This window comes from Nocardia carnea (genome assembly GCF_029869215.1).
GTDB lineage: Bacteria > Actinomycetota > Actinomycetes > Mycobacteriales > Mycobacteriaceae > Nocardia > Nocardia carnea_B.
In genome coordinates, this window is the sequence record NZ_JARWPM010000113.1 from 1 (window position 1) to 15265 (window position 15265).

13 protein-coding genes are annotated in these 15265 nt (G+C 66.5%); 6 read left to right on the top strand and 7 right to left on the bottom strand.

Annotated features, from left to right (window positions below; all coding sequences use genetic code 11):
• The first annotated feature begins 104 nt into the window (after positions 1 to 104).
• Positions 105 to 1400, top strand: a complete 1296-nt coding sequence (glyA, locus tag QH276_RS06805; protein WP_280401426.1) for a serine hydroxymethyltransferase — start codon at positions 105 to 107, stop codon at positions 1398 to 1400.
• A gap of 154 nt (positions 1401 to 1554) precedes the next feature.
• Positions 1555 to 1968, top strand: a complete 414-nt coding sequence (locus QH276_RS06810) for a limonene-1,2-epoxide hydrolase family protein (RefSeq protein WP_280401427.1) — start codon at positions 1555 to 1557, stop codon at positions 1966 to 1968.
• 169 nt (positions 1969 to 2137) lie between these two features.
• On the opposite strand, the gene QH276_RS06815 is transcribed toward QH276_RS06810, so the two are convergent.
• Both QH276_RS06815 and QH276_RS06820 read right to left on the bottom strand, forming a co-directional pair.
• Positions 2138 to 3487, bottom strand: a complete 1350-nt coding sequence (locus tag QH276_RS06815; RefSeq protein WP_280401428.1) for a PhoH family protein — start codon at positions 3485 to 3487, stop codon at positions 2138 to 2140.
• 642 nt (positions 3488 to 4129) lie between these two features.
• On the bottom strand, positions 4130 to 4513 hold the full coding sequence (locus QH276_RS06820; RefSeq protein WP_280401429.1) for a DUF488 domain-containing protein: 384 nt from the start codon (positions 4511 to 4513) through the stop codon (positions 4130 to 4132).
• Between the two features lie 108 nt (positions 4514 to 4621).
• On the opposite strand from QH276_RS06820, the gene QH276_RS06825 reads away from it, so the two are divergent.
• Positions 4622 to 4894, top strand: coding sequence for a hypothetical protein (locus QH276_RS06825; RefSeq protein ID WP_280401430.1), 273 nt, complete (start codon positions 4622 to 4624; stop codon positions 4892 to 4894).
• Positions 4895 to 4929: 35 nt separating this feature from the next.
• On the opposite strand, the gene QH276_RS06830 is transcribed toward QH276_RS06825, so the two are convergent.
• The 4 genes from QH276_RS06830 to adh form a co-directional block, all read right to left on the bottom strand.
• Positions 4930 to 6741, bottom strand: a complete 1812-nt coding sequence (locus QH276_RS06830) for a vWA domain-containing protein (RefSeq protein WP_280401431.1) — start codon at positions 6739 to 6741, stop codon at positions 4930 to 4932.
• A gap of 6 nt (positions 6742 to 6747) precedes the next feature.
• A complete protein-coding gene (locus QH276_RS06835) occupies positions 6748 to 7806 on the bottom strand; it encodes a MoxR family ATPase (protein ID WP_280401432.1) in 1059 nt (352 codons plus the stop codon).
• Positions 7807 to 7990: 184 nt separating this feature from the next.
• Positions 7991 to 8392: a DUF779 domain-containing protein gene (locus tag QH276_RS06840; RefSeq protein ID WP_280401433.1), complete on the bottom strand. Its 402-nt coding sequence runs from the start codon at positions 8390 to 8392 to the stop codon at positions 7991 to 7993.
• Positions 8392 to 9909, bottom strand: coding sequence for an aldehyde dehydrogenase (gene adh, locus QH276_RS06845; RefSeq protein WP_280401434.1), 1518 nt, complete (start codon positions 9907 to 9909; stop codon positions 8392 to 8394). The genes QH276_RS06840 and adh overlap by 1 nt, the downstream gene beginning before the upstream one ends.
• 217 nt (positions 9910 to 10126) lie before the next feature.
• Here adh and QH276_RS06850 point away from each other — a divergent pair, with 217 nt between their 5' ends.
• From QH276_RS06850 to QH276_RS06860, 3 genes are all read left to right on the top strand, one after another.
• A complete protein-coding gene (locus QH276_RS06850) occupies positions 10127 to 11323 on the top strand; it encodes a Fic family protein (protein ID WP_280401435.1) in 1197 nt (398 codons plus the stop codon).
• Between the two features lie 244 nt (positions 11324 to 11567).
• Positions 11568 to 12428, top strand: a complete 861-nt coding sequence (locus QH276_RS06855) for a hypothetical protein (RefSeq protein WP_280401436.1) — start codon at positions 11568 to 11570, stop codon at positions 12426 to 12428.
• Positions 12429 to 12510: 82 nt separating this feature from the next.
• On the top strand, positions 12511 to 13911 hold the full coding sequence (locus QH276_RS06860) for a class II fumarate hydratase (protein WP_280401437.1): 1401 nt from the start codon (positions 12511 to 12513) through the stop codon (positions 13909 to 13911).
• A gap of 176 nt (positions 13912 to 14087) precedes the next feature.
• Here QH276_RS06860 and QH276_RS06865 read toward each other — a convergent pair whose 3' ends face one another.
• Entirely contained in the window at positions 14088 to 14945 is an 858-nt protein-coding gene (locus tag QH276_RS06865; protein WP_280401438.1) for an acyl-ACP desaturase, read from the bottom strand.
• Positions 14946 to 15265: the final 320 nt, after the last annotated feature.

Consider the following 15265-nt stretch of genomic DNA (forward strand, 5'->3'; position numbering starts at 1 on the left):
CCCCCCCCCCACCCCGCCGCCCCCCCACCCGGCGCCGCCGGTGGCGGCGCCTTGGTAACCGCCCGGCGACGCCGGAGGCGGCGCCAGGAACATAGACTGGCGCCGTGACGCAGACGACCGCCTCTGTCAATACCCAATCTCTCGGTGAGCTCGATCCGGAGCTCGCCGCCGCGATGGCGGGTGAGCTCGCCCGTGAGCGCGACACCCTGGAGATGATCGCGTCGGAGAATTTCGTGCCGCGCGCGGTGCTGCAGGCGCAGGGCAGTGTCCTCACCAACAAGTACGCCGAGGGTTACCCCGGCCGCCGCTATTACGGCGGTTGTGAGCATGTGGATGTGGTGGAGAATCTGGCCCGCGAGCGCGCGAAGGCGCTGTTCGGAGCCGATTTCGCCAATGTGCAGCCGCATTCGGGCGCGCAGGCCAATGCCGCGGTGCTGATGTCGCTGATGGATCCGGGCGACCGGCTGCTCGGCCTCGACCTCGCCCACGGCGGCCACCTCACGCACGGTATGCGGTTGAACTTCTCCGGCAAGCTGTACGAGGTCCACTCCTACGGTGTGTCCAAAGAGGATCACCGGGTGGATATGGACAATGTCCGGGCGATCGCGCGCGAATCGCGGCCGAAGGTGATCGTGGCCGGCTGGTCGGCGTATCCGCGGCACCAGGATTTCGCGGCGTTCCGGGAGATCGCCGACGAGGTGGGCGCCTACCTGTGGGTGGATATGGCGCATTTCGCCGGGCTGGTCGCGGCCGGGCTGCATCCCTCGCCGGTCCCGTACGCCGATGTCGTGTCCTCCACCGTGCACAAAACCCTCGGTGGTCCGCGGTCCGGCCTGATCCTGGCCAAGCAGGACTACGCGAAGAAGCTGAACAGTTCCGTGTTCCCGGGCCAGCAGGGAGGCCCGCTCATGCACGTCATCGCCGCCAAAGCGGTCGCGTTCAAGATCGCGGGCACCGCGGAGTTCGCCGAACGGCAGCAGCGCACGATCTCCGGTGCGAAGATTCTCGCCGAACGGCTCACCGGCGCCGATGTCGCGGGTAACGGGGTCAGCGTCCTCACCGGCGGCACCGATGTGCACCTGGTTCTGGTCGACCTGCGCAACTCCGATATCGACGGCCAGCAGGGCGAGGATCTGCTGCACGAGATCGGTATCACCGTGAACCGCAACGCCGTCCCGTTCGACCCCCGCCCCCCGATGGTCACCTCCGGTCTGCGCATCGGCACCGCCGCCCTGGCCACCCGCGGTTTCGGCGATACCGAATTCGCCGAGGTCGCCGATATCATCGGCACCGCCCTCGCCGGCAACGCCGACCTCGACGCCCTGCGCGCCCGGGTGACGAAACTCGCCCAGGACTTCCCGCTGTACCAGGACCTGGAGGACTGGAACCTCCTCGGCTGATACCGGCCTGCACTCCACCGGCGCCGGCGGACACGTCCGAGCCGGTGGAGTCATCCGGTTCGACGAGGTCGAGCTGAACTGGTTCCAGGCTTGCGGCTCCGGTAATTCGTTCGCCGCACCAGCGGGGCCGAGGTGCCTGCTCTACGCTCGGGTGATGGAAACCGAGTTGAACCAGGATGCCGTCACCACGGTCCGCGAGTTCTTCAACGCCATGGAAATCGGCGCGATCGACGAGGCACTGGAACTGGTGCATCCCGATATCGTCTGGAAGAACACCTCGCTACCGGATGTGCGGGGTGCGCGGCGGGTCGGGAAGCTGCTACGCGGGCTGGACCGGGACAATCTCGGGTTCTCCGCGACAATGCACCATATTGCCGCCGACGGTGCGATCGTGCTCACCGACCGCACCGATTTCCTGCGCTTCGGTCCCCTCACCATCGAGTTCTGGGTGATGGGCACCTTCGAACTCGTCGACGGCCGGATCATCCTCTGGCACGACCACTTCAGCTGGGAGAACTTCCTGCGGGGCACCGCGGTGGGAGTTGTCAAGGCGTTGCTCGGCCGCTGAGCCCGTTCGCCGGGCAATTTCCGCAGCGGACGCGTGACGCTGAGGTCGGCCGTTCGAGGGCGCCTCGCGGGCAACCCTCGAACGGCCTGGTCAGGTGGTTTTCGTCGGCTCGGGCGGCGCGCTCCCCGGACCGTCCCCGGTCGGGGGAAGGCGCCGCCCGCTACCGCGCTCAGGCGTTGGGCGCGTATTCCTCCAGCATCTCGGTGACCAGCGCCGCGATCGGCGACCGTTCGCTACGGGTCAGCGTGATATGGGCGAACAGCGGGTGACCCTTCAGTTTCTCGATCACCGCCGCGACGCCGTCGTGCCGGCCGACCCGCAGGTTGTCGCGTTGCGCCACATCGTGGGTGAGCACCACCCGCGAGCCGCTGCCCAACCGGCTGAGGACGGTGAGCAGCACATTGCGTTCCAGCGATTGCGCTTCATCCACGATCACGAACGAATCGTGCAGCGACCGGCCGCGAATATGGGTCAGCGGAAGCACTTCGAGCATATCGCGGCTGAGGACCTCCTCCATCACCTCGCGGCTGGCCAGCCCGTCCAGGGTGTCGAAAACGGCCTGCGCCCACGGGCCCATCTTCTCGTGCTCGGTACCCGGGAGATAGCCGAGTTCCTGCCCGCCTACCGCGTACAAGGGCCGGAACACCACGACCTTGCGCTGAGTGCGCTTCTCCAGCACCGCTTCCAATCCGGCGGTGAGCGCCAGCGCCGATTTACCGGTGCCCGCGCGGCCACCGAGCGAGACGATGCCGACGCTTTCGTCGAGCAGCAGATCCAGGGCGACCCGCTGTTCCGCGGAGCGGCCGTGCAGCCCGAACGCCTCCCGTTCCCGCACCAATTGCACCCGCTTGTCGGCGGTCACCCGGCCGAGGGCACTCGAACTGCTGCCGAGCAGCCGAACCCCGGTGTGGCAGGGCAGTTCCCGGGCCTCGTCGAGGTCGACCACGGATTCGCTGTAGAGCTGATCGACGATTTCGGAGGCGGTATCGATCTCGACCATGCCCGACCAGCCGGAGGTCACCACGTCCTGCGCGTGATAACCCTCAGCGCGCAGACCTACCGCGCTGGCCTTCACCCGCATCGGGATGTCCTTGGATACCAGCACCACATGGCGGCCGTCGGCGGCCAGGTTCAGCGCGCAGGCCAGGATGCGGGAATCGTTGCTCTCGGTGCGGAAGCCGACCGGTAACACCGTGGGGTCGGTGTGGTTCAGTTCCACCTGCAGCGTGCCGCCTTCGGTGCCGATCGGGAGCGGCTCGTCGAGCCGGCCGTGGGCCAGGCGCAGATCGTCGAGCATGCGCAGGGCTTCGCGGGCGAACCAGCCGAGTTCGTGGTGGTGCCGTTTACCTTCGAGTTCGCTGATCACGACCAGCGGTAACACCACCTGATGTTCGCCGAACCGGGTCACCGCCCAGGGATCGGACAACAGTACGGAGGTGTCGATGACGAAGGTCTTCAAACCTTTCTGAATGGAGCGAGAAGTCGCCGAGGGGGCGGATACGGAGCGATTATCAGTCACGGTAGGCTCCTATGGTCTGCGCGGCACCCACACAGACAGTCTCGCTGGGCCGGTAGGTCCGGATGGCGGCTGGCGCGGTGCGTCAGCGGCCACGAGGACCGGGTGCCGGCCCCCTCGTACTGAGTTTCTCAGTCACGGTCAGGACCTCCCGAGCGAGCCGCAACGCGCGACCCGCCATCTCGAAGCTACCCCGTACCAGGCCCTTCGCGCTCGAAGAAATGCGGGAGGGTTTGATGAATTCGGTGTGAACGCACCCTGTGAACGCAGCGTTTCTGCAGGTAGATAACGGTATTCAACGGTTCGGGCCGATGCTGATCGGGTATTGCCGTCACAGATTGTCCAAGGCTCGGATTCGCTCCGGGTTCGCCCTCGATCGACACCGATCGCTCGTTCGCAGTGCCGGCGATCCCCGCCAACCCTCTCGAGCCCGGCGCGCCGTCGAGGTCTGCTGGGTACCGTTTCCTGGACGGCCGCACAGTTGCGGTGCGCGGCGCGTGCACCGGACGTGTACGAGCGCCGCACTGTGACCGCCGACCTCGCGGTAGACCTGCGCCCCCGCACCGTGTATGCGAGCAGCGAGAGATGCGCAGGCCGCCTGCCGCCCGTGAGTATCGCCAGCCCACTTGGTGGCCGCGTTGCCCGCTATTCTCCCAATGCCTGCATCAGCACGGGGATATGGCTTTTCCCGGGTTCTTTGACCGCGGTGACGAGAGTGACCGGGGGATTGGTCCGCGCCAGCCCGCGCAGCCGGACCAGCGTTTCCCGGGCATCCCGGTTCGCGAGCTCTTCGCGGTAGCGGTCCGCGAACTCTTCGCCCCGGCCGGGCGGGTCCTCGTGGAACCAGCGGCGCAGATCGGTCGACGGGGTGATGTCCTTGGCCCATTCGTCGATCCGGGCGGCGTCTTTGGTTACGCCGCGAGGCCACAGCCGGTCCACCAGTACTCGGTAGCCGTCGTCCGTTTCCGGCGCCTCGTAGGCCCGTTTGACCTGGAACCCGCTGGGGACGGAGAAGTCGTCGTCGGTCATCACGTCATCGCATCATGGGGGCGGCCGGGCCGGCAGGCGCCACGCGGTGCCGGCCGCCGCGCCCGCAAAGGCGGACGCCGGACCACACGCGCGATTAGAGTCGGCGGTATGGGCGCGAACGAGGAGTTGGAGAGTCTCTCGTCGAAGGAACTGCACGACCGCGCGGTCAAGCTCGCGGTACGGCATGGTGATATCCGTTTCCTCTGGCAGCTGCTCACCCGGATACCCGCCGCGGAGGCCACAGCGGGCCGGGTAGGTGAGAGCGAAGCCGATATCAAATGGGTGGTGCCCATGCTCGACGATTACATGCACGCCGGTGACGGCGAGCTCGCCGAGGCGCTGCGCGGCTTCTATCTGGAGTATCTGCGCGAGCATTCCTGACGTGTTCAGTCGCCGGATCTGCCCTCGTAGGGCCGCTACTTCAGGTAGAAGACGGGGCCGCGCGGACGGAACGGCAATGCGGCGCCGGCGGGCATCAGAAACGCATGCTCATGCCGTATCCGCAGGGTATCGCACTGTCCGTCGGTGATCACGAGGATCGGGCCGTCCTCGGGGAAGTCCGTCGCGCGTTCGATCGTCCGTATCCCGGGTTGTAGTACGGTGCCGCCGCGGCCGCGGACCCGTACTCCGCGCGCGATATCCTCCACCGGCAGATATCCCGCATCGTAGGCGGCGGCGTCGCAGTACACCACCCGGGCGCGCGGCACATCCCGGGCCACCGCGTACGAGGCGATCGCGCCGAGCGCCTTCCCGAGTAGCGTCGTGTCCATCGACCCCGAGGTATCGAGGACCACGCCGAAGGTCGGCAGCCGGACATTGTCCTCCGGCCGGACCCACGCCGGTCGCGGGATATCGGGTGTCGAGGCCTGCCGGCGGGACGCCCGGGCGTAGCTACGCCGCCGCTCGGTGGCGGGTACGTGTTCGTCGAACCAGCGGGCCAGCTGCGCGTCCCACGGCACCGGCGGCTGATCGAGGGCCCGGATGGCTTGTTCGAGGGCGGCCGGAATATATCCCCGGCCGCTGTCGAGGTGATACGCCAAACCGGTGACCAGCGCGTTGCGGTAGTACTCGTCGAGATCGACATAGCGCCCCGCCCGACCGGGATGCGGGAGCGGTTCGCCGAGCACATCGCCGAGCCCGCGGCCCCGCAGCGTCGCCACCTTCCGCAGGCGGCGCAGATCGGTGGCGAGGCGGTCGTAGATCTGTTCCGCGGAGCAACCCCGCAGTTCCTGGTCGTAGAGCAGGCCGTCGGGCATTTCACCGACACCCATTTCCACCAGCCAGCCGTTCACCACGTAATCGCAGGCGACATTGAAAAGGTAAGGGTCGCGCCATTGGTTGCGTTCCCCGTGTCGCAATGCGGCGTGCAGCATTTCGTGGGCCAGTACGAAACGCCACTGTTCGGCGCTCAGCCCCGCCAGCGGATTGATATAGATCTCCGCGACCTCGGCGTTCACCGCGGCGATCGAAATTTCCCACTGCCGGGTGAGTTCGGTGTCGGCGACCACCGTCATCCCCGCGGCCAGCGCGCCGAGCAGTGGAAAGGAGGAAACGAACCAGCTCAGTGCCGCGTCCCAGGGCTGCTTCGGCCGCAGGCCGTCCGCGGTATGTTCGCCACCCGCGGTGGCCAGGGCGTCGCGGGCGGCGAGGGCGAGGCCGGCGGCGAACCGTTCCATATAGTTCTCGCGTTTCGCTTCCTCCGCGGAAAGGAGATGGAAATCGGGGTGCTCCCCGCGCTGGTATTCGACCGGTATCGCCGTATCCCGCCAGCGGGTGGCCGTCCGGTGTTCATCGGAAATCGACGGCGCGCTCGGGAACTCGAGGGGGCGGCGGCCGATTTTCATTGTTTCGAGATATTGGTCGACCACCGCGCAGCACGCGGCCCGATAGGCCGGGGTGGGCTCGAATCGCGGTTGCCGGGTGCGGGTGTCGACGACGCGGGAATAGTTGCCCGGCACGGTGTTCCGCGGATCGAGGTGGCCGAAACCGGCATGTAGCAGACAGTGTGCGAAAACCCAGGTCCATTCCTCGGCGGTGGCGCGGCGTTTCGGATGGTATTCGAGATAGCCGTCGAATCGCGCCCACAGTTGCGCATCGAGGTGTTCGTCGAAAGTGCGCAGGCTACCCGCGGCCAGGTTGCGGAACACGGGATGGGCGGTCACGGTGCGCCAGCCGTCCAGAACGGCCTGCTGCCACGGTGGCAGTTTCGCCCGTGTGCCCCGGCCCATCCGCACTCACCGCCGGGCCGCGAGCCGCGGCAGATCGCGGCTGATCTCCAGCATGAACCAGGAGGGGAGTACCGGCGTACCGGTTTCGTCGGAGGCGATCACCAACTGCGCGCATTCCACCGAGATCTCGGCCAGTTCGACGAGCAGGGCCTTCGCCCGGAGCACGAACCGGCCGACCGCGGGGGAGAGATGTTCGCGGGTCCCGGGCAGTTCTTTGATCAGACGGGCCCGGAACGTTTCGGAGAGGAAATACAGCAGATCCCGATCGGCGGCGCCACGCGGCCAGTCGGCGTCGCCCTTGAAAACCGCGTCCAGGTCGTAGGCATGGCGCACAGTTTTCACATACGAGCGGAAACCGGACGCGTGGGCGGCGGTGAGCGTACCGGCGGCCAGGATGTGCAGTCGGGTGTCGTCGATATCGTCGCCGCAGGAATGCAGGGCGTCGGAGAGCATATGCCAGCCGCGGGGCGTGGAGAACGGGGCTTCGGTTTTGGGTGCCGGTGACCACAGATGGTCGGGCCGCTGGGTCAGATAGCGCACGATCCAGGGATGAATATCGTTGTGCGCGGCCCATTTCAGCCAATCATCGACATCGGCGCGCAGATGGATGTGCACCATCCGGTTCACCAGTGCCGAGGCCATCGGGCGGGCGAGGGCGTTATCGGTCGCGCGGTTACCCGCACCGATCACCACCGACCCGGCCGGCAGTTCATAGGAGCCGATCCGGCGGTCGAGGATGAGTGAATAGAACGATTTCTGCACCTCCGGCGAGGCGGCGTTCAATTCGTCGAGGAACAGGCAGTACGGTTCGGGCCGGGCGATCAGCTCGGGTGGTGCGAACCGGCTGCGGTCGTCGACGATCTGCGGAACCCCGATCAGGTCCTCGGGTGCCAGCTGGGTGCCGAGCAAGGTCACACAATCGAGGCCGAGGGATTCGGCGAAACCGCGGACCAGCGAGCTCTTTCCGATGCCCGGGGCGCCCCACAGGAACACCGGCCGGACGACGGCGAGCGAGAGCAGTAGATCGGGTAGTTGGTCGGGGGTGACGGTGACCGCGGCCTCCACTGATTCCTTCGACTCGCTTTCACACCGGGCTGGTCGGGCACGCCGAGATTACGCCGGATGCCGCGGAGCCGGCCAGCGAATATCTTGCTGTTCGCGCGAAGGTGGTTGTGCACCTGAGCCTTTCACGAAAGTGCCGGACCCCGTATCAGCGGAGGTCCGGCATGTGGCAAGCCGTGCGATCGGCTCATTCGCCGATATCGGCTCCTGTCTTCGGCGCGGGCGCTGCTTCCAGCCGTAGGAACTCCTCGTCGGTGAGCAGGCGCGAGCGAATGAGGAACCGCACCCCCTCGGGTGCCTCCAAGGAGAACCCGCTTCCGCGGCCCGGCACCACATCGACCGTGAGATGAGTGTGTTTCCAGTACTCGTACTGATCGGCACTCATCCAGAACGGGGTGTCCGCATCGACCTGCCCGAGCAGCACGTCCTGCGCCCCGACCCGGAACTCGCCACGCGGGTAACACATGGGCGCGCTGCCGTCGCAGCAGCCGCCGGACTGGTGGAACATCACCGGGCCGTGCCGCGCGATCAGTGTGTGCAGCAGATCGGCGGCGGCCGTGGTGAGTTCCACCCGGTTCGGCTCCGGCATCAGAAGAATCCGAGCTTCTGCGGTGAGTAGCTCACCAGCAGGTTCTTGGTCTGCTGGTAGTGGTCCAGCATCCGGGCGTGGTTCTCCCGGCCGATACCCGATTTCTTGTAGCCGCCGAATGCCGCGTGCGCCGGGTAGGCGTGATAGCAGTTCGTCCAGACCCGGCCCGCCTTGATACCGCGGCCGAGACGGTAGGCGGTGTTCGCGTCGCGGGTCCACACCCCGGCGCCCAGGCCGTACAGGGTGTCGTTGGCGAGTTTCAGCGCTTCCTCGGTGGAATCGAAGGTGGTGACCGAAACGACCGGGCCGAAGATCTCCTCCTGGAAAATCCGCATATCGTTGCTGCCCTTGAAGATGGTGGGCTCCACGTAGTAGCCGTTCGGGTAGCCGTCCACCGACCGCGGCCCGCCGCCGGTCAGGATTTCGGCGCCTTCCTTCTTGCCGATATCGATATAGGACATGATCTTCTCGAACTGATCGTTACTGGCCTGCGCGCCGATCATGGTGGCGTCGTCGAGCGGATCGCCGCTCACAATCGCCTTGGTCCGTTCCAGGCAGCGGGCCATGAATTCGTCGTAGATCGAGGAATGGATCAGCGCCCGCGACGGGCAGGTGCACACCTCGCCCTGGTTCAGCGCGAACATCACGAAACCCTCGACCGCTTTGTCCAGGAAGTCGTCATCGGCGGCCGTCACATCCGGCAGGAAGATATTCGGGCTCTTCCCGCCCAGTTCCAGCGTCACCGGGATGATGTTCTCGCTGGCGTACTGCATGATCAGCCGCCCGGTGGTGGTTTCCCCGGTGAACGCCACCTTCGCCACCCGCGGGCTGGACGCCAGCGGTTTCCCGGTTTCCACCCCGAACCCGTTCACCACGTTCAGCACACCCGGTGGCAGCAGATCGGCGATCAACTCGACCACTTTCATGATCGACGCCGGCGTCTGCTCGGCCGGTTTCAGCACCACCGCATTCCCCGCCGCCAGGGCGGGCGCGAGCTTCCAGGTGGCCATCAGAATCGGGAAATTCCACGGAATGATCTGCCCGACCACCCCGAGCGGCTCGTGGAAGTGATAGGCGACCGTATCGGCGTCGATCTCGCTGATCCCGCCCTCCTGGGCCCGGATCGCCCCCGCGAAGTACCGGAAATGATCGACCGCCAGCGGCAGATCGGCAGCCTTGGTCTCGCGGACGGGCTTCCCGTTCTCCCAGGTCTCCGCGACCGCCAGCGCCTCGAGGTTCTCCTCGATCCGATCGGCGATCTTGTTGAGAATATTCGCGCGCTCGGTGGTGGAGGTCGCACCCCAGCCGTCGGCGGCGGCATGCGCGGCGTCCAGCGCCAGTTCGACATCGGGTGCGGTGGAGCGCGCTACTTCGCAGAAGGTCTCGCCATCGACCGGGGACGGATTGTCGAAGTATTTCCCCTCGACAGGCGCGGTCCACTCACCACCGATGAAATTGTCGTACCGGTTCGCATAGCTGACGATGCTGCCGTCGGCACCGGGCTTGGCGTAGGTCATGACGAGCTCCTCGTTCGACGCGGGCGCAGTGATAAACACCGGGTTACTTTGGTGATGTAACTCACTATGCCGCTCCCGGGTGCCGCGCGCACGGCGTTCTCACGTAATGGGAGGTCGGCGCCTCAGGTCTCGGTAAGTCGGATTAGCGCAGTCACTATTCCGAGTTTAGGATGAAACTCGGAATAGCAGCCGTTTCATTCCGAGTTTCGGAGGAGCTATGGCCGAGGCAGACTGGCCCCCGCACGAGCGCCGGGTGGTTCCGTGGCACCAGCAGTTCCGGGGCGGGACTCGCCACGACCGGACACTGCGGGAAGTCGAGGTCAGTCTCCCCCCGTTCATCGCAGACTCGGACGTTCGACTGCCCTCGCGCCTCTCCGCCGACATGGAAGCGGCGTTGCAGGAAATCGCTGCACTCGACGCCGAGCACCCTGCGGTACTCGGCGCTCTGGGGACTCTACTGCTGCGCACCGAGTGCGTTGCCTCCTCCCGGATCGAGGAGATCGACGCCGCGGTCGACGACTACGCGCGAGCGCTGCACGGCGTCAAAGCCAACCCATCGGCCACGTTGATGGTTGCCGCGACGACCGCCACCGACGTACTTCTGACCAAGGTCACCACCACCCGGAGAATCGAACTGGCCGACCTGACGGCGGCCCATCGCGAACTCATGCGGGACGACCCGACGGACGGCGACTACGCCGGCCGTGTTCGCGATATGCAGAACTGGATCGGAGGCAGCAAGTATTCGCCACGCGACGCCCTCTACGTTCCTCCGCCGCCGGAAACTGTCGGCGACTACCTGCAAGACCTCATCAGCTATGCCAACCGGGACGACATCCCCGCACTGGCCCAAGCTGCGATCGCGCATGCCCAGTTCGAATCCATCCACCCGTTCACCGATGGCAACGGCCGCATCGGTCGAGCGCTCATCAACAGCGTGCTCCGGCGCCGAGCCGTGACGAACACTGTTGTGGTCCCGCTGGCCTCGGCGCTCGTAGCTCACCGGGACCGCTACTTCGACGATCTGTCCGCCTACCGCACGGGTGATCCGGAGCCGCTGATGCACTCGTTCACGGCCGGTTCACGCATAGCCGCTTCCGAATCCCGCAGGACCGCGCGTCATCTGGCCGGCATCCCAGAACAGTGGCGCGAGTTGACCGGTCCGGTGCGCAGCCACAGCGCAGCCGCCAAGATCATGGCGTCGTTGATCGCCATGCCCGTCATCACCGCGGAAGACGTCTCGGACCGGCTCCGGCTCAGCACGAGCAGTGCCTACGCTGCCGTCGATCGGCTGCACGAGGCGGGAGTGCTGCGCCCCTTGACGAACCGGAAGAGGGAACAAGTATGGGGCGCCGGTCTCGTCCTCGACGAACTGGACGCACTCGGCGCGCGGATCAAAAAGGCAGCAACCTGAATCGACGCTGCGCGCGATGGCGGAGGAGCCGCATAATGACGAGCTCCTCGTCCGACGCTGAGTGGCCGGAAATTTGGGCTCCCCAGTCCGGCGAGCGTTGACGGGTGGTGGTGCTGGGCCCGGCGTCGGCTGTCGCGGGAACCAGCAGGCACCTGAAGCGACATAACCCCTTTTCAAATCTGGTGACCGAGACGTACCTTGTACGGATCGGCTGAGGTTTAGGCCGGCTGAACGAGGGATACGTATGAATACCTGGCGCGATCTGGACCCTTCCGTCCGGAAGGCACTATTGCGGGGAGAGCCTGCGGGCGACCCCGAAACCGACCGAATCGGGAGGGCATACGCGGAGCGCAAGCTCGGCCGCTCGCTTGCCCGGAACCTCCTGATCGGTATCCCGATCGGCCTGGTTGTGGGACTGCCACTCGGGCTGCTGATGGTGCTGGACATCCTGCCGATCGCGGCGGCCGGGGCCGTATTCATCGTGTTGTGGCTGGGCGCCTCGGTTGTCGAGTATCGCCGCAAGGTTGCGCTGATCCGCCTGTTGAACGTCAGCCACGGGACGCCTCGCGTGTCCGTCGTACCCGCAGCGCCGGAGAGGCTGGAAATTCGGGTGCCGACCAGCGGCGTCCTGCGAATGATGCCCCCCTTCCTCTTGCTCGTCCTGATACCGCTCGCTATCGGACTGGTGTACTCGGTGCCCGCCCTCGCTGTGGCGGCCGTGGTTCCGGCCGTTCCGGTAATCGCGTATCTCGGCCATTTGCTGTCCTGGTCGATTCCGGGGCACCCCACCATCCTCGACGCCGACGGTCTGCATTCGCCGAAGGACGGGGTTCGGATCGGCTGGGACGCCGTGCATGAGATCAGGATCGTGCCCCTCCGGGCTACGGCCGGCGACCGCAGGTACGTGCTCGCCTTCCTGCTCCACGACGACCAGGTCTACCTTCGCCAACTCCCGAGCTGGCAGGTTCTGCTCGGGAAGGTGAACAAGAAGACCTACCTCTCGCCGCTGGTCCTCATGGACGGTATGTATGACAAGTCGATGGCGGAAGTCGGCGCCGTGGCAGCTGCGCTGTCGGGTATCCCCGTATCCGCGGCGCCGAGGTGACTCGCATCGGCCCTTCGGCCCGGTGATCCAGACCTCACGCGTGGCGCCCCAACTTCGGTCGGTGCGCGCATAGGGTCGGGCTATGAGCGAGGAGACGCAGTATCGGATCGAGCACGACACGATGGGCGAGGTCCGGGTTCCGGTGGACGCATTGTGGCGGGCACAGACGCAGCGGGCGGTGGAGAACTTCCCGATCAGTGGGCGGGGGCTGGAGCGGGCGCAGATCCGGGCGCTCGGGCTGCTGAAAGGTGCCTGTGCTGTCGTCAACCGCGATCTCGGGCTGCTTGATGCCGAGCGGGCGGAGGCCGTGATCGCGGCCGCCGCGGAAATCGCGGAGGGGCGGCACGACGATCAGTTCCCGATCGATGTGTTCCAGACCGGGTCCGGGACCAGTTCGAATATGAACGCCAACGAGGTGATCGCGTCGATCGCGGCCCAGAACGGTGTGACCGTTCATCCGAACGATCACGTGAATATGTCGCAGTCGTCGAACGACACCTTTCCGACCGCGACCCATTTGGCCGCGACCGAGGCCGTGATCAAGGATCTGCTGCCCGCGCTGGAGCATCTGCGGCTGGCATTGCTGGACAAATCCCAGGAATGGCGGACGGTGGTGAAATCGGGGCGAACCCATCTGATGGATGCCGTGCCGGTGACGCTGGGGCAGGAATTCGGCGGGTACACGCGGCAGGTGGCGGCGGGGATGGAACGGTTGCTGGCGACGCTGCCGCGGCTCGGTGAGCTGCCGATCGGCGGGACCGCGGTCGGCACCGGGCTGAACGCGCCCGCCGGGTTCGGCGCGAAAGTCGTGGCGGAATTGGTGCGCGCCACCGGGATCGACGCACTCACCGAGGCCGAGGATCATTTCGAGGCACAGGCGGCGCGCGACGGATTGGTGGAGGTTTCCGGCGCGCTGCGCACGGTCGCGGTAAGCCTGACGAAAATCGCCAACGATATCCGTTGGATGGGTTCGGGGCCGTTGACCGGGCTCGGTGAACTGCAGTTGCCGGATCTGCAGCCGGGCAGCTCGATCATGCCGGGAAAGGTGAATCCTGTTCTGCCGGAAGCGGTTACACAGGTTGCTGCGCAGGTCGTGGGCAACGATGCGGCGGTCGCGTTCGCGGGCGCGGGCGGGCATTTCGAGCTGAATGTCTACATTCCGGTGATGGCGCGCAATGTGCTGGAGTCGATCCGCCTGCTGGCGGCCGTTTCGCGGCTGTTCGCCGACCGGTGTATCCACGGGCTCACCGCGAACGCGGAGCGCCTGCGCACGCTGGCCGAATCCTCGCCGTCGATCGTGACGCCGTTGAATTCGGCCATCGGTTACGAGGAAGCGGCGGCCGTTGCCAAACAGGCGCTGCGCGAACAGAAGACGATCCGGCAGACGGTGATCGACCGCGGGCTGATCGGCGAGAAACTCAGCGAGGAAGAACTGGACCGGCGCCTGGATGTGCTGTCCATGACGAATATCGACAAGGACTGAGTACTTCGATTTCCGCGGCTCGGCGGCGGCTCGAGCCGAAATGCGGCAGTGCTCCGGGCGGGGGATGACAACCACCCGGAGCCTCGTCACCCCCACTCACCGCAAATCGGTGAGCGGTCGCGGACGTTGCGCGTACCCGCCTCCTGGTCTGCGCGCGAGGCGTCAGCGGTGCGTGATCAGGAGCGGAAGCGGGCGAGTTCGGCGCGGGCCGCTTCGCCGGTCTCGCCGAGATCGGTGCGGCCGAAGACATCCCAGTGCCGCAGCAGCGGGGCGAACACCAGCTCGTCCTGTTTCGCCGGATCGTAGATTCCGGCTTCGGCCAGGACCTCGTGGCTGCTGCGGCCGTCGGGCAGGGTGAGCGAGGGCACCTCGAACGCGGCGACCTGATCGGCGACGGCGCGCATCGCCTGATCCGGTACCTCCTTGAAACCCGCCGCGACCAGATCGGCGAACACGCCGGCCTGCATCTCGTCGTCCTTGGCGATCCGCTCACCGATGGCGGTGATCAGCGGGTTCTCCCCGAGTGCGGCGGTGTTGCGGTGCCGGATCGCCGACGCCGTCTCCTCGAACGCGCAGGCGGCCAGCACATCGAGCAGGTGCAGCGGGGGACGGCGGAAGCCGGTGGTCATATGGTCCATCCGCAGCCGTTCCAGTTCCACCGGATCGCAGGCGCGGGTGACCATCAAGTAATTGCGGATGAGGACGGAATGCCGGGCTTCTTCGGCGGTCCACCGGCCCACCCAGCGCCACCACGCGCCGGTACGCAGATACTTTCCGATTTCCCGGTGGTAGGAGGGCAGATTGTCGGCGATCAGCACGCTCACGGTGAGCGCCAGCCGAGCCGTATCGCTCAACTCGGACTGGGCGGGATCCCAGTCCTCGCCGCCGAGGAACGCGAAGTTGCGGCCGTCGTCCCAGGGGACGAAGTCGTGCGGCTGCCATTCGTCGGCGGTTTCGGTGTGGCGCCGCATGGCCAGCTCCACCTCGAACGCGAGGGATTCCAGCAGGTCGCGGTCGGTCAACAGATTCTGCACGCACACACGGTAGCGGGTCCGGCGGGAGTTCGGGTGGCCGCCGGGTCGGGTTGGGAGTAATCGGTCGGAGGTCCAGTTCCGGTGGTGATCATGCACCGTGTGCGGGAACAGCCGGAAGTGAGGGCGCATTCTCCTTCGCGCCCATGGGCGGGCCGGTTTCCCGGTCCGATCCCACGGCACAGCGCAGGGGGGGCCCCCCAACCGGGGGCGCCCCGGCCCGGGGGGGAATAATTGGGTGGGGGGGGGGGGGGGGGGGGGGGATTAACGGGTTTTGGGGGCCCCCCCAATATAGGAGTTTTTCGCCCCCCGGGTTTATAACG

What these genes read in the sequence shown, in the direction of transcription:
- QH276_RS06810 (WP_280401427.1), top strand. Translation starts at nt 1,555, where the DNA reads ATGGAAACCGAGTTGAACCAGGATGCCGTCACCACGGTCCGCGAGTTC.
- QH276_RS06820 (WP_280401429.1), bottom strand. Translation starts at nt 4,513, where the DNA reads ATGACCGACGACGACTTCTCCGTCCCCAGCGGGTTCCAGGTCAAACGG.
- QH276_RS06825 (WP_280401430.1), top strand. Translation starts at nt 4,622, where the DNA reads ATGGGCGCGAACGAGGAGTTGGAGAGTCTCTCGTCGAAGGAACTGCAC.
- QH276_RS06830 (WP_280401431.1), bottom strand. Translation starts at nt 6,741, where the DNA reads ATGGGCCGGGGCACACGGGCGAAACTGCCACCGTGGCAGCAGGCCGTT.
- QH276_RS06840 (WP_280401433.1), bottom strand. Translation starts at nt 8,392, where the DNA reads ATGCCGGAGCCGAACCGGGTGGAACTCACCACGGCCGCCGCCGATCTG.
- adh (WP_280401434.1), bottom strand. Translation starts at nt 9,909, where the DNA reads ATGACCTACGCCAAGCCCGGTGCCGACGGCAGCATCGTCAGCTATGCG.
- QH276_RS06850 (WP_280401435.1), top strand. Translation starts at nt 10,127, where the DNA reads ATGGCCGAGGCAGACTGGCCCCCGCACGAGCGCCGGGTGGTTCCGTGG.
- QH276_RS06855 (WP_280401436.1), top strand. Translation starts at nt 11,568, where the DNA reads ATGAATACCTGGCGCGATCTGGACCCTTCCGTCCGGAAGGCACTATTG.
- QH276_RS06860 (WP_280401437.1), top strand. Translation starts at nt 12,511, where the DNA reads ATGAGCGAGGAGACGCAGTATCGGATCGAGCACGACACGATGGGCGAG.